Annotated in this window: 21 protein-coding genes and 1 tRNA gene; 8 read left to right on the top strand and 14 right to left on the bottom strand. The window is 63.9% G+C overall.

What is annotated here, in order from left to right:
* Positions 1-6 precede the first annotated feature (6 nt).
* Positions 7-348 (bottom strand): DUF2516 family protein, encoded by a 342-nt coding sequence (locus tag LDN85_RS04460; protein ID WP_026548402.1) that lies wholly within the window; start codon positions 346-348, stop codon positions 7-9.
* A gap of 10 nt (positions 349-358) precedes the next feature.
* On the bottom strand, positions 359-1,543 hold the full coding sequence (locus tag LDN85_RS04455; protein WP_223944708.1) for an aminotransferase class I/II-fold pyridoxal phosphate-dependent enzyme: 1,185 nt from the start codon (positions 1,541-1,543) through the stop codon (positions 359-361).
* An 82-nt stretch (positions 1,544-1,625) separates the two neighbouring features.
* On the opposite strand from LDN85_RS04455, the gene tmk reads away from it, so the two are divergent.
* From tmk to LDN85_RS04440, 3 genes are read left to right on the top strand one after another with little or no spacing between them, the layout of a single operon-like run.
* A complete protein-coding gene (tmk, locus tag LDN85_RS04450; RefSeq protein ID WP_223944707.1) occupies positions 1,626-2,330 on the top strand; it encodes a dTMP kinase in 705 nt (234 codons plus the stop codon).
* The gene (locus LDN85_RS04445; RefSeq protein WP_026542177.1) at positions 2,327-3,478 is read left to right on the top strand and encodes a DNA polymerase III subunit delta'; all 1,152 of its coding nucleotides are present in this window, start codon (positions 2,327-2,329) and stop codon (positions 3,476-3,478) included. Before tmk ends, LDN85_RS04445 begins: the two co-directional genes overlap by 4 nt.
* A gap of 9 nt (positions 3,479-3,487) precedes the next feature.
* Entirely contained in the window at positions 3,488-5,083 is a 1,596-nt protein-coding gene (locus tag LDN85_RS04440; protein WP_091552816.1) for an alpha/beta hydrolase, read from the top strand.
* Here LDN85_RS04440 and LDN85_RS04435 read toward each other — a convergent pair.
* Positions 5,080-5,811, bottom strand: a complete 732-nt coding sequence (locus LDN85_RS04435; protein WP_223944706.1) for an HAD family hydrolase — start codon at positions 5,809-5,811, stop codon at positions 5,080-5,082. The two genes, LDN85_RS04440 and LDN85_RS04435, sit on opposite strands and share 4 nt — an antisense overlap.
* Before the next feature lie 214 nt (positions 5,812-6,025).
* Here LDN85_RS04435 and LDN85_RS04430 point away from each other — a divergent pair.
* The 3 genes from LDN85_RS04430 to LDN85_RS04420 all read left to right on the top strand — a co-directional run bounded on the left by LDN85_RS04430 (position 6,026) and on the right by LDN85_RS04420 (position 6,681).
* A tRNA-Thr gene (locus LDN85_RS04430) sits at positions 6,026-6,098 on the top strand.
* A gap of 143 nt (positions 6,099-6,241) precedes the next feature.
* Complete coding sequence (locus LDN85_RS04425) at positions 6,242-6,475, top strand: helix-turn-helix transcriptional regulator (RefSeq protein ID WP_223944705.1); 234 nt, start codon at positions 6,242-6,244, stop codon at positions 6,473-6,475.
* Positions 6,472-6,681, top strand: coding sequence for a hypothetical protein (locus LDN85_RS04420; protein WP_223944704.1), 210 nt, complete (start codon positions 6,472-6,474; stop codon positions 6,679-6,681). Before LDN85_RS04425 ends, LDN85_RS04420 begins: the two co-directional genes overlap by 4 nt.
* Before the next feature lie 59 nt (positions 6,682-6,740).
* On the opposite strand, the gene LDN85_RS04415 is transcribed toward LDN85_RS04420, so the two are convergent.
* From LDN85_RS04415 to LDN85_RS04405, 3 genes are all read right to left on the bottom strand, one after another.
* The gene (locus tag LDN85_RS04415; protein WP_223944703.1) at positions 6,741-7,997 is read right to left on the bottom strand and encodes an amidohydrolase; all 1,257 of its coding nucleotides are present in this window, start codon (positions 7,995-7,997) and stop codon (positions 6,741-6,743) included.
* Positions 7,998-8,051: 54 nt separating this feature from the next.
* Positions 8,052-8,789, bottom strand: a complete 738-nt coding sequence (locus tag LDN85_RS04410; protein ID WP_223944702.1) for a hypothetical protein — start codon at positions 8,787-8,789, stop codon at positions 8,052-8,054.
* A 93-nt stretch (positions 8,790-8,882) separates the two neighbouring features.
* Entirely contained in the window at positions 8,883-9,638 is a 756-nt protein-coding gene (locus tag LDN85_RS04405) for a DUF5058 family protein (protein WP_223944701.1), read from the bottom strand.
* Here LDN85_RS04405 and LDN85_RS04400 point away from each other — a divergent pair.
* Positions 9,637-9,786 (top strand): hypothetical protein, encoded by a 150-nt coding sequence (locus LDN85_RS04400; protein WP_175493464.1) that lies wholly within the window; start codon positions 9,637-9,639, stop codon positions 9,784-9,786. The two genes, LDN85_RS04405 and LDN85_RS04400, sit on opposite strands and share 2 nt — an antisense overlap.
* Before the next feature lie 123 nt (positions 9,787-9,909).
* Positions 9,910-11,358, top strand: coding sequence for an amidase family protein (locus LDN85_RS04395; RefSeq protein WP_223944700.1), 1,449 nt, complete (start codon positions 9,910-9,912; stop codon positions 11,356-11,358).
* Here the strand turns inward: LDN85_RS04395 and LDN85_RS04390 are convergent.
* The 8 genes from LDN85_RS04390 to LDN85_RS04355 all read right to left on the bottom strand — a co-directional run bounded on the left by LDN85_RS04390 (position 11,342) and on the right by LDN85_RS04355 (position 18,817).
* Entirely contained in the window at positions 11,342-12,295 is a 954-nt protein-coding gene (locus LDN85_RS04390) for an AsnC family transcriptional regulator (protein WP_026542185.1), read from the bottom strand. The genes LDN85_RS04395 and LDN85_RS04390 overlap by 17 nt on opposite strands.
* Before the next feature lie 151 nt (positions 12,296-12,446).
* The gene (locus LDN85_RS04385) at positions 12,447-13,286 is read right to left on the bottom strand and encodes an aldo/keto reductase (protein ID WP_026542186.1); all 840 of its coding nucleotides are present in this window, start codon (positions 13,284-13,286) and stop codon (positions 12,447-12,449) included.
* Positions 13,287-13,419: 133 nt separating this feature from the next.
* Complete coding sequence (locus LDN85_RS04380; RefSeq protein WP_223944699.1) at positions 13,420-13,863, bottom strand: hypothetical protein; 444 nt, start codon at positions 13,861-13,863, stop codon at positions 13,420-13,422.
* Between the two features lie 8 nt (positions 13,864-13,871).
* Positions 13,872-14,528: a bacterial proteasome activator family protein gene (locus tag LDN85_RS04375; RefSeq protein WP_223944698.1), complete on the bottom strand. Its 657-nt coding sequence runs from the start codon at positions 14,526-14,528 to the stop codon at positions 13,872-13,874.
* Between the two features lie 84 nt (positions 14,529-14,612).
* Positions 14,613-14,804: a YbdD/YjiX family protein gene (locus tag LDN85_RS04370; protein ID WP_026542189.1), complete on the bottom strand. Its 192-nt coding sequence runs from the start codon at positions 14,802-14,804 to the stop codon at positions 14,613-14,615.
* The gene (locus LDN85_RS04365) at positions 14,804-17,074 is read right to left on the bottom strand and encodes a carbon starvation CstA family protein (RefSeq protein WP_223944697.1); all 2,271 of its coding nucleotides are present in this window, start codon (positions 17,072-17,074) and stop codon (positions 14,804-14,806) included. Before LDN85_RS04365 ends, LDN85_RS04370 begins: the two co-directional genes overlap by 1 nt.
* Positions 17,075-17,250: 176 nt before the next feature.
* Entirely contained in the window at positions 17,251-17,802 is a 552-nt protein-coding gene (locus tag LDN85_RS04360) for a PadR family transcriptional regulator (protein WP_026542191.1), read from the bottom strand.
* Positions 17,803-17,833: 31 nt separating this feature from the next.
* Positions 17,834-18,817 carry an NAD(P)H-quinone oxidoreductase gene (locus LDN85_RS04355; protein ID WP_026547032.1) on the bottom strand — a complete coding sequence of 328 codons (984 nt, stop codon included), beginning with the start codon at positions 18,815-18,817 and terminating at the stop codon, positions 17,834-17,836.
* Between the last annotated feature and the right edge of the window lie 9 nt (positions 18,818-18,826).

Below are 18,826 nucleotides of genomic sequence, written 5' to 3'. Positions count from 1 at the left end.
AGCCTTCTACCAGGGACCGTAAGGGCCCACATTGCGGTTGCCGCCACTGCCGGCCTCGCGCAGGGCGGGACGGACATCGGCGAGGTACACGCAGGCCGCGGTCACGGCTGCGATGCCGAAGAGATTCAAGCTGCCACCGACGCCCCACAGAGCCAGTGCACCGATCACAAGGGCAACCCCGGTGAGGGCCAGCCAAAACGTCTTGGTCCGCTTGGAAGCAGCCACGAAGAGCGTCGGACGATGGCGCAGGCAGTCCGCGAAGGCCCACACTTCCAAGGCAAGGGCCACCAGCCCAAGGATCAAGTAGATCCCGCTGGTGACAAAGCTGATCAAGAGTTTTCCGTCCACGCCCTTTAGCCTATATGTCCAGCGACTTCAGCGCTTGCTCAAGGTCGGACCAGAGGTCTTCCATGTTCTCGATCCCAACGCTCAACCGGACCAGATTCTCCGGGACGCTCAGCGGCTCGGCCGTGTGCCGGCGTCGGCGTTCAATCAGTGATTCGACACCGCCCAGGGATGTTGCAGGCAGCCAGAGCTGCAGGGCGCGGACCAGTTCGTCCGCAGCGTCGGCACCGCTGCGCTGCTCATCACCGGCAATCTGGATGCAGAGGATGGACCCGTAGCCCTTCATCTGTGCTTTGGCGCGCTGGTGCCCGGGATCGCCGGGCAGGCCCGGGTAGCGGATTGTTTCGACGCGCGGGTGGCTGCTGAGCCGTTCGGCGAGGGTTGCCGCCGAGGCCTGCGAGCGCTCAATCCGCAGCGCCAGCGTGCGGAGGCCGCGCAGCGCGAGCCAGGCCTCGAACGGTCCGGCAATTCCGCCGTGGATGATCCGGTGATGCAGGAGCGTGGCGCGCAGTTCCGGGTTGGAGGTCACCAAGGCGCCCAGCACGACGTCCGAATGTCCGGCCAGGTACTTGGTCACCGAGTGAAGTACGACGTCGGCACCCAGGCTCAGTGGCTGCTGCACCAAGGGCGTTGAGAAGGTATTGTCCGTCACCACGATTGCGCCCACCGCGTGCGCGGCATCTGCCAGTGCCTGGATGTCGGCGATGCCGAGCATGGGGTTGGTGGGGCTTTCCAGCCAGAGGAGATCGGCTGCCTTGCCGTTTTCCGGGCTGATGAGGGCCTTCACTGCATCCGTGTCCGTGATGTCCACCGTTCGCAGCTCCAGGAATCCCTTCTCTGCCAACTCCGTTGCCATCACCAACGAACCGGCGTAACTATGCGAGGGCATCACCACGACGCCCCCGGCCGGTACCAGGGACAGTGCCGAACTGACTGCTGCCAGGCCGGAGGCGTACAGCAGGCCGGGGAGGGTGGCACCCTCCAGCTTGGCCAGTGCGTCCTCGAAGGGATCCCATGTGGGGTTGGCGTAGCGTCCGTAGCCACGGTCACCGTCGCTGAGGGAGCCGGTTCCGAAGTATGTGGAGGACAGGACGATGGGCGGATTGACCGGCTCATCGTGGGCGCGGTCCGGGCGGCCGGCTGCAACAACCACGGTTTCCGGCGACAATTCGGCGGCATGCTGATCGGAAAGGCTCATGGTGTCAGCGTAGTAGGGGTGCAGGCTGTGGATGAAAGGCATGACGCGCTTGGAAGTCAGTGAAGCTCGGTAGGCTAGACGGGTGAGTATTCAGAGCCCAGGTCTATTTATCGCCTTCGAAGGCGGGGACGGAGCGGGTAAGTCCACGCAGGCGGCCCGGCTCTCTGAGACCCTCCAGTCGCGGGGACTTTCCGTGCTGCGTACCCGCGAACCCGGCGGCACTCCCATCGGTGAAAAGTTGCGCTCCCTGGTCCTGGACCACGGGCACGGCACGATCGATGCCCGCACCGAAGCCCTCATGTTTGCTGCTGCACGCGCCGCACATGCAAGCCAGGTGATCCGTCCGGCCCTCGCGGAGGGAACTGTGGTCATTACTGACCGCTACATTGACTCCTCCGTCGCCTACCAGGGTGCCGGACGCGGCCTGGGTGCCGAAGGAGTTCTTGCGCTGAACCAGTGGGCCACGGAAGGCCTGCACCCGGACCTGACGGTACTGCTCGACGTCGACCCCTCCGACGGCCGCCGACGGCGGACCGCGGGGGACGCCACGGAAGACCGGCTGGAGTCCGAACCTGATGAGTTCCACTCCGCCATCCGCCAGGCTTTCCTGCAACGTGCCGGGGCCGCTCCCTCGAGCTACCTTGTCTTGCCCGCCAACGCCGATATTGAAACACTCGCAGCGCAGATCCTGGAGCGGGTGGAATCACTCCTGGCCGGCCACGGCAATGGTGAACCCGTGAACCCTGTGTTGCGCACCGGCGAAACTGTTCCAGGCGACCGTCCGTGAGTGTCTGGGACGACCTCCAGGGGCAGGCGCCGGTTGTGGCTCAATTGAAGCAGGCGGCTCAGGGTGAAACCGGCCTGACCCATGCCTGGCTGTTCACCGGTCCTCCCGGATCCGGCCGTTCCAACGCAGCAAAGGCCTTCGCCGCTGCCCTGAATTGCCAGCAGGATGATGTAACCCTTCGCGGCTGCGGAGAATGCGCGGCCTGCCACACGATCCTTGGCGAAACCCACTCCGACGTCACGTTCGTGCGGACCGAAAAAGTCACCATCACCATCGACGAGGCCCGGGAACTGGTGTCCAAAGCCGGCGACAGGCCTGCCACTGGCCGCTGGCGCATCATCGTGGTGGAGGACGCGGACCGCATGGCCGAGCGGACCACCAACGTACTACTCAAGGCGATCGAGGAACCGACGCCCCGCACCATTTGGATGCTGTGCGCTCCCTCCCCCGCCGACGTCCTGGTCACCATCCGTTCCAGGTGCCGCCCGGTAAGCCTCCGTCTCCCGCCTGCCTCCGACGTCGCCGATCTCCTGGTGAGGCGCGACGGCGTCGAACGTCAACTCGCTGACCGCGCAGCCCGGGCTGCACAGAGCCACATCGGCATCGCACGGCGGCTGGCCCGCGACGCCGATGCCAGGCAGCGCCGGCTGGATACGGTGAGGATTCCGCTGGGTTTGCGGGGCGTCACGGCAGCGGTAATGATGGCCGAGAAGCTGGTGAAGATCGCCACCGAGGAAGCCAACAGCTCCAATGACGAACGCGATGCCGCGGAAAAGATTGCGCTGCTGGCAAGCCTGGGCGCTCCGGAGTCGGGCACTCTGCCCCCTTCCATGCGCAGCCAGGTCAAACAGCTTGAGGACGACCAGAAACGGCGGGCCAAGCGGTCCATTACCGATTCCCTGGACCGTACCCTGACGGATCTTTTGTCCTTCTATCGCGACGTGCTGATCATCCAGCTGGGGAACGCCGTGGAGCTGGTCAACGTTGAGCTCAAGAGCGAACTGGAAGACTACGCCGGCAGTTCAACCCCGGAAACCACGCTGGCCCGGATGGATGCCATCAACAAAGCCCGTGTCCGAATCACCACCACCAACGTGGCTCCCTTGTTGGCGGTCGAGTCCATGGCCACGAGCCTCATCCAGCAATAGGAGAACCCCATGACGTCCGCACCCCGCCGGTTCGCCGGTGCCCCCTCAAGGGACCGGTCCGCCAAGCGTGGGGCCGGTCGCGGCTTCGTGGCTGCCTGTGTTGCCGTTGCGGCCGCGCTGGTTCTGAGCGCGTGCACTGTGCCGTTCCTTCCGGCGCCTACGGCCAAGCCGTCCACCAGCACGGTTGATCCGTCCATCGCAGCTTCTGCACCCAAGGGCCTGGAGAAGTTCTACTCCCAGCCGGTGGAGTGGAGCTCTTGCGAAAACGGCTTCCAGTGCGGCAAAGTCCAGGTACCCAAGGACTACGCCAACCCTGGCAATGGTGAAATTTCGCTCGGCGTCATCAAGTTGGCCAGCACCGGCAACAAACAGGGGTCCATCCTGGTAAATCCCGGTGGTCCCGGTGGCTCGGGCGTGGATTACCTCAAGGATGCGGGCAACACCAATTTCACCGAAAAGCTGAAGAACAACTTCGATCTGGTGGGCTTTGATCCCCGCGGTGTGAAACGCTCCGCTCCTGTCACCTGCATGACCGACGCCGAACGTGACGCTGCCCGCGAAAAGGTCTTCCGGAAAAACACGGACGAAGGATTGGAAGCTGCACTGGCTTTCAACAAGTCCTTCGCGCAGCAGTGCTCGGAGCAGACCGGTGATGTCCTGGGGCACATCGATACCGTCAGTGCGGCCAAGGACCTGGACGTCCTGCGTGCGGTGCTTAATGACGCCAAGCTCAACTACCTGGGCTTTTCCTACGGCACCTTTCTGGGATCCACCTACGCAACACTGTTCCCGGACAACGTCGGCCATCTGGTGCTCGATGGTGCCGTGGATCCCTCCATCAGCAACGAGGAACTGACGGCCGGGCAGGCCCGGGCCTTCGAACGGGCCATCCGCACCTACGTGGCCAGTTGCCAGGGCCAGAACCAGTGCCCGCTCAGCGGCTCCGTAGACAACGGGGTCCAGGAAATCCGTGAACTCATCAACGCCGTGGACCAGAACCCACAAACGGCCAAGGACGGCCGGTTGGTGACGGGCAACGACTTCGTCAACGGCTTGATCCTCCCCCTCTACAACGACCAAAGCTGGCCCGCCCTGACCCAGGCATTGGAGAGCGCCTTCTCCGGCGACGCCTCCCAGATGATGCGGCTCGCTGACCTTGGCGCCGACCGCGAGCCAAACGGCACCTACAGCTCAAACTCCGCCTTTGCCTTCCAAGCCATCAACTGCCTGGACTACCCCATGGTCACTGACACCGCAGGCATGCGCGCAGAGGAAGCCCGACTGATCCAGGACTCCCCCACCTTCGGCGCTTTCTTTGCCTACGGCGGAGTCAACTGCAAGGACTGGCCGTACAAAAACACCCGGACCCCTGCACCGGTTGACTACAAGGGCTCCGCTCCGATCGTGGTGGTAGGCACCACCGGCGATCCTGCCACTCCCCTGGAGTGGGCCCAGTCGCTGCGGAAGCAGTTGGAGAACGCCTCACTGGTCACGTGGGAAGGCGAGGGGCACACCGCCTACGGCCGCTCGAACTCGTGCGTCAGCACCGCCGTCGACGAGTACTTTGTGGACGGAAAGCTGCCGCAGGACGGCCTCACCTGCTAAAGGCGGCTGGCTTCCCGCTTCTCCACCAGCAGCGGGAGGTGCTTGATGGAATCCACGACGGCGGTGGCGCCGGCCGCGCGCAGCGTCGCCTCGGAGTGGGATCCTGTCAGGACGCCCGCAACAAGGGAGGCTCCTGAACGGACGCCGGAGAGCATGTCCGAGCTCGTATCGCCCACCACGGCCACCTCGCGGACGTCGTCAAGGTCCAGGGCGAGGACGGCGGTCAGGATCATGTCCGGGTAGGGCCGCCCGCGCCCCGCATCCGCCGGGCACAGGCTCAAGTCCGCCAGGCCCATCCACCCCAGGGATTCCAAAACCATGTTCTGCGTATGCCTGCCGAAGCCCGTGGCCAGGCAGACCTGCATCCCGGACTCACGCATCCACAGGATGGTGTCCTCAGCACCGGGAATGGCCCGGACGCCGCCGTCGTCAATCATTTCGTCGTAGGCCTTCTCGAAGACCTTGTTGGCGCTGGCTGCCACCGCTGCATCCTCGAAAAGGTGGCCGAACACGGTCATTTTCGAAAAGCCCATGGTGTCCCGGGCATAGCCCAGCATGCTCGCGAAGGTGGTGCTGCCCGGTTCGACGCCGTGCTCCACCAATGCCCGCGACATGGCCCGCTCCGTGCGGCCGTCATCGGTGATGGTGGTACCCACCATGTCCACTACCGCCAGCCGCAGCCGGTTGGTGGTGTGGCTGGCGTCCCTGGTCAATGCGTCCCCGGTCATTGAGCGGCTCCTTTGGCTTGTCTGTGTGGCGGGTGTACCCGCCACAGTTGATTCCCCAGCTTCCGGCGGCAGGGAAACGCCCGCCTGAACCCGGCCCGACGCGTGAGTGAACATCCCCGCAACTGCCGCCACCGCCCTCGTTTTGACCCGGGTGCGGTGCCTCTATTACAGTTATGTCTTGCGTGATCGCCGGGAAACCGGGGATGGACGCGGTGCTTCCTTAGCTCAGTCGGTAGAGCGTTTCACTCGTAATGAAAAGGTCATCAGTTCGATTCTGATAGGAAGCTCGGGCCAAGCCCCGGACAACCCTTGTTGGGTAGTCCGGGGCTTTTCGCTTTTTAAGCCTGGCGCCCGCGGCAGAGGTGATGTTGGAAATATCGAACATTTACCGTAATTTGCAAAATGTTCGAGATATAGGACATTTCAGGAAGTGGGCCGGGCTGTCGATGCCGCCTCCCTAGGTAGGTCCATCGCAGATGCGCGCAAAGAAGCCGCAATCACGCAGCGGGATCTCGCCGTGAAACTGGGCGTCACCCGGGGAACCATCGTACGTCTCGAAGCCGGCGGAGAAGTCTCCGTCGTCGTTGCCATGCAGGCCATCAGGGCAGTGGGCCGCGACGTCGCTTTGGTACCGCGCTTTTCCAAGCTGGAGGTGCGGCCGTGAGTCCGCGTAAAACCCTGGCCGTGTACCTGCGCGGGGAGCGCATCGGTGAGCGGCGCGGCAGCGGCCTCACGGGGTTTCCCTCCTCCTGCGCCGGCAAGTACCCGGCAGTGCGTCGATTCAGCACAGCCTTGCTCGAAAGCGCTGCCGGCAATGCAGATGCCGGCCCGTCAAAAAGATCCTCGGTATCCCCCATGCGCCCATCCTAGGCCGAGCCCCCAGGTTTGGCCCTGCGTCGGATCAAGGGCGCCGGATCTTGTGCGCCGGATCAAGGGCACCGGATTCCCAGCCGGGACATCAACACTGCGACGGCGGCCGCGACTCCTCCGGCCAGCGAACCTTCCAACTCCGGGGCGAAGAACGGCGAATGGTTGACGGGAATTGGGCCGGGGCCTTCGTGCCCGGAGGCAGGGGTACCGCCGAACATCCAAAACACTGACGGGACCCCGATAGCGGTGCCCAAGTGCCCGAAGTCTTCGCTGCCCATCATGGGCGGAGTGATTTCAACTGCCTCAGTCCCCAACGCCAGCCGCAGTGCCTCAACCACGTCAGGGACGGCGTCGGGGTCGTTGAAGCATTGGGGGAAGCGGTACATTTCCTCGATGACCGGCGCCGGCGCCCCGGATGCTGCGGCCTCTGCCTCAATGATGCGGCGAACGGCGGAGAGAACCTGTCCGCGGACGTCGTCGTCGAAGGTGCGGATGTTGAGCGTGAACTCGGCCGAGGCGGGGATGATGTTCTCTTTCAGTCCTGCGTGGAAGGTCCCCACCGTGACGACGGCGGACTTGCGTGGGTCAAGTTCCCGGGAAACTATCCCTTGGAGCCGCGTGACCATGTGCGCGGCCATGACGATGGGATCGATGGAGTCCTGCGGCTGGGATCCATGGGACTGTTGGCCGTGGACCGTCACCCGGAGCGAATCCGCCATGGCGGCTACCGGACCGTTGGAGATCGCGACAGTACCCACAGGCCGGGGCATGACGTGCTGTCCGAACACCACCTCCGGACGCGGAGCTTTGTCCCACAGGCCATCGTCCAGCATGGCAAGTGCTCCTGCTGCAGTTTCCTCGCCGGGCTGGAAAATGAGTACCAGCGTGCCGGACCAGGACTCCAGGTTGCCAGCGAGGACTTCAGCGGCACCCAGCAGAGACGCAACATGGGTGTCGTGCCCGCAACCATGCATGACGGGCACCACCGTGCCGTCCGGAAGGGTGCCGGTGTCCGTGCTGGCGTAATCCAGCCCCGTGGCTTCCTCGATGGGAAGCCCGTCCGAGTCGGCGCGGAACGCCACTACCGGACCGTCGCCGTTCCTCAGGATGCCCACAACCCCTGTCCCACCGCATCGGAAGTGCTCGATCCCGAGTTCGTCCAGCTGATCTTCAATCAATCCTGCTGTGGCGAACTCCTGCATGGACAGTTCCGGATGCGCATGCAGGTGCCGGTACAGGGAGTGCAGTTTGGCGGTCTGTTCGGCATCGAGTGGCGTGGCGGTGGCGAGTGCGGTGGCGGTGGCTGTCTGGGTCATTGGCCTGTCTTCCTGGGTGGTTTCTAGGGCTGCTGCGTGCGGCGCTGGAGGGTGCTATTCCATGTGGATCGGCTTCGCTTCGATGAAGGATGTCTTGCCGCGGAAGAACCACCCCAGCAAGATGGTGCCCAGGACAGCGATGGCGGTGGAGACCATGGCGAGCGAGGGCACCAGCGGCAACACCACGAACACGACCACGGCTGAGACCAGCAGGGCGAATACCGTAGTGCGGGGCTGCTTCAGGGACACGATGGCCTGCACCAGCACCGCGCCAAGGACGGCGGGCAGCACGTATGAACGCGTCCCCAGCAGCACCGACGGCGGGATGACGCTGATCAGCCAGCTGCCCAGGAGGCCCACGAAAATGGCGAGCGAAATCAGGTGTACTGCCGCCGCCCCGCAGATGGCGACGACGGCGGCCAGCTCGGCGCGCTTGCTGCCTGGCTTGGCGCCGATGTTGGTTTGGGCGATCAGGGCGGCGGGCAGGAGTTTGTTGGAGATGTTCCCGATCATGAAGGCCTGGTACATCGCTGCAGGGCCAAGGATGGGGTAGTAGGTGAGGGGCTCAACGATCCAGATGATGCCGAAGGTTGCAGCCACTGCGGCGAAAGCGATCCACAGTTGCGCGGGCCCTATGTCCAGGCCACTGGCGAAGACGAGAAACAGTGGCCCGGCTACCGAGATCAGCAGGCCGCAGATCATGGTGATCTGGCCCCAGCGGGAGGTGGTGCGGTTGAAATCAGCCATTGTGGAGCTGCTGGTACTGGCAGGAGCGGAAGTGATGGAGGACATGAGGGTGTTCCTTTCGTGCTCAAGAATCAAGGCTTTTGACCGGAAGCGCGATCACGGGGACGGGATCACGCAGGCGGGATCACGCAGGCGGGATCACGCGCCGACGGCGAGGTAGGCGGCTCCCAGCCCGATGACGATGGAGAATCCGAGCCCCCACTCGCGCAGCCAGCTCTTGCCGAGTTTCCTGGCCAGCAGCAGGCACAGGCCCATCACCGCGGCCGAGACCATGAACGACAACACATGGACACCGGATTTGGGGAGCTCGGTGAAGCCCAGGCAAGAGAAAGCTCCAATCAGGGCAGCGGCCGGAACAATGGCCATGGCCGCAGGATTTACCGAGCGGATCTTGGCGTCTCCTTTGCGGAGCAGTGGGGTCAGGATCAGGGTGGCGAGCATCCACATGGCACCGCCAATGCTCATGGCAAAGAAGGCCACGGCGAAGACGCTTTGTGTATAGCTGGCATCGCCGAGCTTGGCCCCCATGGAGCCTGCGGCAATGCCGGCGGCCGATACGTCATAGGCTGCTGAACCGATGAGGCCGATCCTGGAGAGCACTGCGGGAGCACCAAAGAGGCCCAGCAGGGCAATGGCTACGAGCGACACCGCCAAGGAAGGTCCGATTGCGGAGACCGCACCGGAACGGAACGAGGTCTTGATGTCCTGCGGTCTCATCTCCACGGATGGTGCCGCGCGCTTGGCCGCCTTCATGAAGATGACGGACTGGATGATGATGACGCCGAAGACGCCGGCGACGCAGATCCACAGGACGGGATTGTTGGCGACGGACATGATGTCGGTTGATTCGGTGGGCACTTGCAGGGCCGCTTGTTGGGCCAGGAGTCGGTGCATGGAAACCTCCGGTGTGTGCCCCGCAGCACTTCCACCTCCGGACGACGTTGTCCGGCGTGTGGCGCAATGGGGCAAATCCATTCCCACCAGCCGGATCGGCCGTGGGGTTACCAACACCTTTGACTATGAGCCTGATCACCTTCAATAGCTGACGGAATCAGCCTGAATCATGGCCGAATCCGTCATACCCTTGTTTCGCTTCGCATGGGCTTCCGGCAGCGCGGTGTGACGCGGCACACTTCAAGCAGTACACATCCAGCAAAGGAGCACCATGCCCGAGTCCATTGGCGAGCTGTCCGCCGTCGAACTTTCCGCAGCGATCCGCAACAAGAAGATCTCGGCACGCGAAGCCCTGGCCGATCACCTGGAGCGGATCGCCGCGGTCAACCCCGTGGTCAATGCAGTGGTCACCCTGGACGCCGAAAGTGCCCAGGCCTTGGCGCATCGTGCGGACCAGATGACCGCAACGGGAGCAGAGCTGCCGCCGCTTCACGGTGTGCCGATGACCCACAAGGACACCAACAACACCGCTGGAATGCGCACCACGCAGGGCTCGCTCGCCTTGCGCGACTTCGTTCCCGACGCCGATGACCTCATCATCGCGCGGTTGAAGGCGGCCGGCGTGGTCAGTACCGGAAAGTCGAACGTTCCCGAGTTCGGAGCCGGCTCCCACACATTCAACGACCTCTTCGGTACCACCACCAACCCCTACGCGCCCACCCTCAGCGCCGGCGGAAGCAGTGGTGGGGTGGCCGCCGTCGTCGCATCCCGCGTCCAAAGCATTGGCGACGGCAGCGACATGGGCGGCTCGCTCCGCATCCCGGCCTCCTTCTGCAACGTGGTGGGTTTCAGGCCCTCGACGGCGGTGATCCCCATGCCGTCCGACGTCAACGCTTACGCGTGGTTGGGAAGGACTGGCCCCATGGCTCGGAGCGTGGAGGACATCGCTTTGTTCATGTCCGTGACTGCGGGCAAGGATTCCCGCGTTCCGCACCCTGCGGTTCTGGATCCCGGCGTTTTCCGGGCAGGGCTCGAGGCGGACATGCGCGGGGTCCGGATCGGCTGGTCCAGGGACTTCGGAATCGGAGTTCCCGTGGATCCCGAAATTCTGGAACACCTCGAACGGCAACTGGAGGTCTTCGAAGGCCTGGGCGCAATCGTGGAAGAAGCCACCCCCGATTTCAGCGAGGCAGACCTCGTGTTCGGCAATACCCGGGCCATGGACTTCGCCGCAGGGCTGGGACCGATCCTGGAACGCGCCGGAGACGTCATCAAGCCCGAGGTGCATTGGAACGTCCGGAAGGGCTTCGATCTCACTGTCCGGGACCTGATTGAGACCGCGGCGGCCCGAACACGGTTGGAACAAAGCGTCCAGTCATTCTTTGGGCAGTACCACCTCTTCGCCAGCCCGTGTGCCCAGGTCCTCCCCTTCGATGCCTCGCAGCGGTACCCGGCGGACATTGCCGGGGTGCCTTCCGAAACGTATCTGGACTGGATGCGCTCGGCCTGTCTGTTGTCGGCAACGGGGCTGCCTGTGCTCAGCGTGCCGGCAGGCTTTGGACCTTCCGGCCTCCCCATCGGGCTGCAACTGGCCACCAATCACTACACGGACATGCAGTTGCTCCGGTATGGCCGCGCCTTCGAACAGCAGACCGGCTACGCCGCCGTCGCGCCCGTTGTTACCCCGGCCCGGGAGCCACTGACTACCGTGAACGCATAACCCGGCCGCCGCGTTTTCCTGCGTCCAGCAGGATGGAGACATCCACCGTGACCGCATGCTGCGCCCACTCGGAGTCGGTGATGAAGCGGTAGAGGGCGGCCATGTCCTCCACCGTCACATCCGCCATGATCTGGTAGTCGCCGGCAATGGCCGCTGCATAGCGGACGGTGGGCAGTTCAGCCAGGCTCCGGCCCACTTGTTCGACATGTTGGGGAGAAGCCCGGACCCAGAGCAATGCCTCGACGTCCAGCCCAAAGGATGCCGGTTCGACGATCGCGCGCAGGTGAACCTGGTTGTTGGCCAGGAGCCAGTCGGTGCGGCGCCGGGCTGTCGCTTCCGAAACGCCGACCCGCCGGCCCAATGCTTCAAAACTCATCCGGCCATCAGCGCAGAGGGCATCCACGATCTCGTGGTCCTGACGGCTGAGATCCTGCCGCGCCACCAGGCTGCCTGAGTCCGGCGTGAGGCTGGAGCGGAGCGCCTCCGCCTTGTCATTGCCGAGGATTTCCGGCCGCCAGCCGCGGATTGTACGGAAGTACCGGAGCACAGGGTAGCTGGTGGAGTCACGCAGGCCGATGGTGGCAGGCAACCCGTCAGAGAGGACGTCGCCCATGCGTGAAGGTTCGGTGAGGATCTCCGCCACGCAATCCCCGGCACCGGTGGTGGTGTACACGAAGGTGGTGTCCAGCCGTTGGCACAGGGCATGGCTTGCCGCCCGCACCGTACCGGGCAGGCAGCGCATCTGTACCAGGACCACGGCCGGCTGGGGCCGGATACCCACCACCGCGACGGCACCGGACTCCAAAAGCTGTGACCCCCGTCGGGCGACGGTGCGCTCCGCCTCGCCCAGGACGGCTGCCATTTTCCGCCAGGGGCAGCGGGGATCAAGTTGGAGCGCAGCAACGATCTGCCGTTCCAGGGCGTCAAAGACCACCATGCAAGTTCCGTCCTTCGTGGGCTGGGTTTGCTCAATTTCACCACGGACTTTGGTGCGGTGCGTCACGACGCCGGGTGCCGGCGTCGTGCGTTAACGGCAAGTGCCCCGCCCCCGGCGAGGGGGACGGGGCACTGATGACCAGGCTTCGGCTCTAGGCGAAGTCGGAGACTGCCGGGTCGGGTCCAATGCGTCCTTCGGCACCGCGGTCAAGACCGTTGATGGCCTCGATGTCCGTGGCGTCCAGCGTGACATTGAGCGCCGCGAAGTTCTCCTGGATGCGGGACTCGGTGACGGACTTGGGAATGACCACGTTGCCGATGGCCAGGTGCCAGGCGATGACCACCTGGGCGGGGGTTGCCTGGTGCTTGGCGGCAATCTCAGCAACCGTGGCGCTTTCGAGCAGCTCGCCACCCTGTCCCAGCGGGGACCAGGCCTGGGTCAGGATGCCCTTGGACGCGTTGAATTCGCGAAGCTCGGCCTGGTTGAAGAAGGGGTGAAGCTCCACCTGGTTGATGGCCGGAACAACGCCGGTTTCATCGATGATGTGCTGCAGGCCTTCCTTGGTGAAGTTCGAGACACCGATGGACTTGACCCGGCCGCGCTTCTTGAGCTCGATGAGGGCCTTCCAGGTGTCAACGTACTTTTCCTGCTTGGGCTGCTGCCAGTGGATCAGGTACAGGTCCAGCGTCTCGAGGCCGAGGCGGTCCATGGACTCCTCGAAGGCAGCCAGGGTGGATTCGTAGCCTTGGTCGGCGTTCCACAGCTTGGTGGTAATGAAGATGTCCTCGGCTGAGAGGCCGGAGGAAGCAATGGCGCGGCCGACGCCTGCCTCGTTGCCGTAGATCTTGGCGGTATCGATGTGGCGGAACCCGGCGTCGAACGCTTGGCGTACTACCTTTTCGGCTACATCGTCTTCAACTTGCCACACCCCGTAGCCGAGCTGGGGGATGGTGTTGCCGTCGTTGAAAGTAAGTGTTGGTGACGAAGTCATGTTTGCCATCCTGCCAGCAAGAAGCTCCCAAAAGCTCGGTTTGTTACGCATATAAGCTATGCGCTTAACTTCTTGCACCTGAGGAATATCGGCGCACGCGTGTAGTTGCGCACGCGCTGCTTATTTCTCCGGCCTACTCCGTAGCGAGCAGACGCTCCGCATCAGCAACCTGCTCGAAAACTGACTCCGCACGCCGCCGGACGGAGAGCGCACCCACTGGAACAGGCCCCACCGCCAACCTCAACATGGCAGCAGCCTCGGCAGTGGTGGCGAGGGAATTTCCGGCTTTCGACAACGCCCGGTGTACTCCCGCCAGAGCCCCGGGGACATCCAGCCCATCACTGGGCGAGCGCCTCTGCGCCTCCACGCAAATGGTCCTGACACGGGGCGACAACTCCGCGAGCTCGTTCGCGATCTGCACCAGCTCGTTGTAGAGCTGGTCGTCATCGACGCCCTCGAGGACCTGGTGGTACCGATCCAGGCCACGGTGGAAACGGTCGTGCGCGCGGCGCCACAACCCCTTGCCAAGCTCCAGATCGTCTTTTCGTCCTTGGCGGACTGCCCCAAAGAAACCCACCTGGGAACTCAGAGGTACTGACCCGGACCGTGATCGGGGTCTTCCGGCCGGCCGTGCTGGGAAGCAGCACCGGGAGCTCCCGGGGCAGCGGCGCGCTGCGGCTGGCCATTCTCGCCGATGACGATTCCCGGAGCAATCATGGTCCCCGGCGGGAGCTGACGAAGCTGCATCTGTGCCGCGGCATGTTCCTTGGCAGCCTGCTGGGCCGCGATCGCCGCTTGAATGCCGTGGAACAAGCCCTCCAACCAGCCAACCAGTTGCGCCTGGGCGATACGCAGCTCAGCATCCGAGGGCGCCTTTTCATCAGGGAAAGGCAAGCTGATGCGCTCCAGCTCCTCAATAAGTTCGGGCGCGAGCCCGTCCTCGAGTTCCTTGATGGAGCGCTCGTGGATTTCGGCGAGGCGCCCACGGGCAGCGTCATCCAAAGGAGCGGCCTTAACTTCCTCCAAGAGCTGGCGGACCATGGTCCCGATCCTCATGACCTTGGCCGGCTCGTCAACAAGTTCGTGAAGATTCCCACCCTTGGGCTTGGCAGTCTTCCCGGACTCTCCCCCGCCCGATTGCTGAGCAGGGGACGTCTCAAGGCCCTCTTCCAGCATGGTTCCCTCCACGGGGGTGTCATCCGAAGCGTCATCCGTGGGCTGAATGTTGTTCAGATCGCTCATTCGTTCATACTCTCATGGGGTTCCCCGGAACCGCCGTCCGGTCCCTCAATTTGGACTTCGTTCGTAGCGAAACCTGGTTTCCGCTCAGCAGCACCGCCCCTGGGGGTTGCTGTCCTGCCGGTCCATGCGGTCCCGCCAGAACTCACGCTCGGTCATGGCGGGACCGGCGTGACCACTGGCGTTGAAGTGTTCAAGGTACTTCCGGTACGCATCCGCCCCCATGAGTGAGCCCATGTACGCAGCGAACCCGCGGAGCCCTTTGGCCACGGCGTTCATCAGTGGTGTCCGGCTGGTTGCGTTCGCTTCTCCGCAGGCAGGGCATTCCACTCGGCCAGCAGTGCCTTCTCCGCGGCTGTGGGAATCAAGCCCGCGGGCGCATACACCTTGGAGGGCACGGCGGGGTCTTCATGGTCCTGTCCGCCACCGGCACGAATGGCCTTGATGGTTGCCAGCAGGGCCGCCACGATCACGAAGATGCTCAGGGTCACGAAGATGACCGACAACACGCCCTGGATCATGGTGTTCCGGACCACCGCCTCCATGGCGGCCACGGTCTTGGCGGTGCCAAACTCCGTCTTGCCATCAGCCAGGGCCTTGGAGAACGCCTGGTTGTTGGCGAAGTAACCGACTGCCGGAACCGGCGAGAAGATCTTGTGGAAGCTGGCCGTGATGGTCACCACTGCGGCAAAGGCCAGCGGCACAGCAACGATCCACAACCACTTGAACACTCCCCTCTTGGCCGTGATGGCCATGCACACGGCCAAAGCGATTGCGGCCAGGAGCTGGTTGGCAATCCCGAACAGCGGGAACAAAGTGTTGATGCCGCCCAGCGGATCCGTCACGCCCATGATCAGCACCGCACCCCAGGCTGCCACCATGATGGCGGTGCACAGCCAGGCACCGGGACGCCAGGAGGCTTCCTTGAACTTGGGAACAAAGTTGCCGATGGAGTCCTGCAGCATGAAGCGGGCAACACGCGTGCCGGCGTCCACTGCGGTGAGGATGAACAACGCTTCGAACATGATGGCGAAGTGGTACCAGAAGGCCATCATGCCGGGCCCCCCGATGAACTGCTGCATGATGTGCGCCAGGCCCACCGCCAAGGTGGGTGCGCCGCCGGAACGGGAGATAATGCTTTCCTCGCCCACGTCCTTGGCTGTCTGGGCCAGGACGTCGGGAGTGATGTTCACGTTGGCCAGGCCGAGGCTGTTGACCCATTGCGCCGCGGATTCCACCGTTCCGCCGGTGAGCGCAAGGGGTGCGTTCATGGCGAAGTAGATGCCACGGTCGATCGAAATGGCAGCCACCAGGGCCATGATGGCCACGAAGGATTCCATCAGCATGCCGCCGTAGCCAATGAAACGGGTCTGCCGTTCCTTCTCGATCAGCTTGGGCGTGGTGCCGGAGGAAATGAGGGCGTGGAAGCCTGACAAGGCACCACAGGCGATGGTGACGAACAGGAACGGGAAGAGCGCACCGGAGAAGACCGGACCGTTCTCGCGGCTGGCGAACTCGCTGAACGCCGGGACGTTGATTTCGGGCCGCACCACGATGATGGCGAGGGCGAGCATCACGATCACGCCGATCTTCATGAAGGTGGAGAGGTAGTCTCGCGGCGCCAGGAGCAGCCATACCGGCAAGATGGCGGCAATGAAGCCGTAAACGATGATGCCCCAGGCGATGGTGACCTTGTCCAGGTGGAAGAAGGCCGCACCCCATTCGGTTCCGGCCACTGCCCCGCCGCCAATGATGGCAGCCATGAGGAGGACAAAGCCGATGATGGACACTTCCATCACCTTGCCGGGCCGGATGAAGCGCAGGTAGACACCCATGAACAGCGCGATGGGGATGGTCATCCCCACGGAGAAGACGCCCCAGGGGCTCTCTCCCAAGGCGTTGACCACCACAAGCGCCAGGATGGCCACAATGATGATCATGATCAGCAGCGTGGCTACCAGGGCCGCCGTTCCGCCAATGACGCCCAGCTCTTCACGTGCCATCTGGCCGAGGGAACGGCCGCCGCGGCGCATGGAGAAGAACATGACCAGGTAGTCCTGGACTGCGCCGGCAAGAACGACGCCGATGATGATCCAGATAGTGCCTGGCAGGTACCCCATCTGGGCTGCGATGACGGGTCCCACCAGCGGACCTGCACCGGCAATGGCGGCGAAGTGGTGACCAAAGAGCACGTTGCGGTCAGTGCGGACGTAGTCCTTGCCATCGGCCTTGTATTCGGCAGGAGTGGCGCGCCGGTCATCGGGCTTGAGCAAGTAGCGCTCAATAACCTTGGAATAGAACCGGTAGCCGATCAGGTAGGTGCATACCGCGGCGAAAACGAACCAGATCGCATTCACGGTTTCGCCCCGGACCAGCGCAAGCATGAACCATGCCACCGCACCCAGCAACGAAATTGCTATCCACAGCCCGATCTTGGCCGGAGTCCAGTTCCGCTCTTCAGCCTCCCGTGCGGCGTCGTCAACGGCCGGCGAAGGAAGTGTGGGGTCCAGTCCTTCCGCGGGTCCGGTCTTGTCAGGAACCTTGGCCATATCTCCTCCTTGAGAACCACTGCGCTGCCGTGGCACGGGCGCGTGTCACGGGCAAGCTAGCAATGAGGTACCCCTTGGAGGGACAAAACCCACCGGATCACCGATGCTGTTGCGACGAACGGTATCCCTGGTGCGATGAACGGTCCTTAGCTGGCGCCGGACTCCCCCGGACGTCCTTAGCTGGCGCCGGACTCCCCCGGACGTCCTTGGGCCTGCACCATGCGCGCCTCGCACAGGTCCAGCCAGCGCACTTCGGCTTCGGCCTGGAAAATCAAGGAATCGAGGACCAGGAGTCCGGCCGTATCCACAGCGCGCTGATTGGTGGTCACTGCCTTCCTCGCTTGCGTATGCTCCTGCAGCGCCCTGACGGAGACCTCCCGCTGGGACTGGATCACAGCGGATGTATCAACACCAGGCAAGGTCACTGCAAGGGCAAGCTTGATGGCCACCTCGTTTCGCACTGGAGTGCCGCGCTCCACGGCGCCTGCAAACCAAGCCACCACTTCCTCAGCCCCGGCGTCAGTGATGCTGTAGATGACGTGGCCACCGCCGTCGTCGCCGTCTTTACTGACCAGGCCATCGCGCTCAAGGCGGTCCAGGGTGGTGTAGACCTGCCCGATGTTCAGCGGCCAGGCGGCGCCGGTCCGGTCTTCGAATTCGACCCTGAGCTCATAGCCGTACCGGGGCTGGTCCTGGAGCAGGGCCAGCAGGCTGTGCCGGATGGACATAAAGCTCCTCGCTGCGGATTGGACGGACAGGTCAGAGAAGCAGCAGGACCTTGCCCACATGCTCACCGGAATCAAAATACCGGTGGGCTTCACGGACTTGGTCCAGCGGGAAGGACTTGGCTACCAGGGGCTTGATCCTGCCATCGGTGAGCATCGGCCACACGGACTCGCGGACGGCGGACATGATGATGCCCTTTTCCGCCACCGGGCGCGGCCGAAGCGCTGTGCCGATCACCGCAGCACGCTTGCTGAGGAGTTGTCCCAGGTTGATCTCTGCCGTGGTCCCGCCCTGGAGGCCGATGACGATGAGCCGGCCGTAGTCGGCGAGCGCCTCAATGTTCTGCTGGAGGTATTTGGCACCCACGACGTCGAGGATCACGTCCGCGCCTTTGCCCCCGTTCTGTGCCTTGAGGCTTTGGGCGAAGTCCTCTTCGGTGTAGTTGATGGCGATGTCCGCACCCAGGAAAGCCTTGGCGGTTCCCACCTTCTCGTCCGTTCCAGCGGTGGTGGCCACTGTTGCGCCGTACGCTTTGGCCAACTGGATGGCCATGGTGCCGATGCCTCCGGTGGCACCGTGGATGAGTACCGTCTCCCCGGGCTGCAGCTGAGCGGTCATGATGAGGTTTGAGTAAACGGTGGCGGCCACTTCGGGCAGGGCAGCGGCAGTAATCAGGTCCACGCCCTCGGGAATTCGCAGCACTTGCTCAGCGGGAACGGCCACCTGCTGGGCGTAGCCACCGCCGGAGAGCAGCGCCACGACCTTGTCTCCCACGGAGAATGCCTTGGTGACTCCTGGTCCAAAGGCTGCGATGCGTCCGGAGACTTCAAGGCCGGGGATCTCCGAAGCTCCCGGTGGCGGCGGATAGAAGCCGCGCCGCTGCTGGACATCGGCACGGTTCAGGCCGGCAGCGACGACGTCGATGAGCACCTCGCCGGTGCCCGGCACCGGCGCAGGGACCTCGCGGATTTCGAGGACTTCGGGCCCGCCTGGCTCTGGGATGTAGACGGCTTTCATGACGAACTC

Origin of the sequence: Arthrobacter sp. StoSoilB20 (genome assembly GCF_019977295.1) — a bacterium.
GTDB lineage: Bacteria > Actinomycetota > Actinomycetes > Actinomycetales > Micrococcaceae > Arthrobacter > Arthrobacter nicotinovorans_A.
The sequence above is the reverse complement of the archived record's forward strand: the minus strand, read 5'-3'. Positions and strand labels throughout refer to the sequence as shown.

Coding starts and splice junctions, on each gene's coding strand:
- LDN85_RS04455 (WP_223944708.1), bottom strand. CDS start 1,543: ATGAGCCTTTCCGATCAGCATGCCGCCGAATTGTCGCCGGAAACCGTG.
- LDN85_RS04440 (WP_091552816.1), top strand. CDS start 3,488: ATGACGTCCGCACCCCGCCGGTTCGCCGGTGCCCCCTCAAGGGACCGG.
- LDN85_RS04435 (WP_223944706.1), bottom strand. CDS start 5,811: ATGACCGGGGACGCATTGACCAGGGACGCCAGCCACACCACCAACCGG.
- LDN85_RS04415 (WP_223944703.1), bottom strand. CDS start 7,997: ATGACCCAGACAGCCACCGCCACCGCACTCGCCACCGCCACGCCACTC.
- LDN85_RS04410 (WP_223944702.1), bottom strand. CDS start 8,789: ATGTCCTCCATCACTTCCGCTCCTGCCAGTACCAGCAGCTCCACAATG.
- LDN85_RS04400 (WP_175493464.1), top strand. CDS start 9,637: ATGGAAACCTCCGGTGTGTGCCCCGCAGCACTTCCACCTCCGGACGAC.
- LDN85_RS04405 (WP_223944701.1), bottom strand. CDS start 9,638: ATGCACCGACTCCTGGCCCAACAAGCGGCCCTGCAAGTGCCCACCGAA.
- LDN85_RS04395 (WP_223944700.1), top strand. CDS start 9,910: ATGCCCGAGTCCATTGGCGAGCTGTCCGCCGTCGAACTTTCCGCAGCG.
- LDN85_RS04390 (WP_026542185.1), bottom strand. CDS start 12,295: ATGGTGGTCTTTGACGCCCTGGAACGGCAGATCGTTGCTGCGCTCCAA.
- LDN85_RS04385 (WP_026542186.1), bottom strand. CDS start 13,286: ATGACTTCGTCACCAACACTTACTTTCAACGACGGCAACACCATCCCC.
- LDN85_RS04375 (WP_223944698.1), bottom strand. CDS start 14,528: ATGAGCGATCTGAACAACATTCAGCCCACGGATGACGCTTCGGATGAC.
- LDN85_RS04370 (WP_026542189.1), bottom strand. CDS start 14,804: ATGAACGCCGTGGCCAAAGGGCTCCGCGGGTTCGCTGCGTACATGGGC.
- LDN85_RS04365 (WP_223944697.1), bottom strand. CDS start 17,074: ATGGCCAAGGTTCCTGACAAGACCGGACCCGCGGAAGGACTGGACCCC.
- LDN85_RS04360 (WP_026542191.1), bottom strand. CDS start 17,802: ATGTCCATCCGGCACAGCCTGCTGGCCCTGCTCCAGGACCAGCCCCGG.
- LDN85_RS04355 (WP_026547032.1), bottom strand. CDS start 18,817: ATGAAAGCCGTCTACATCCCAGAGCCAGGCGGGCCCGAAGTCCTCGAA.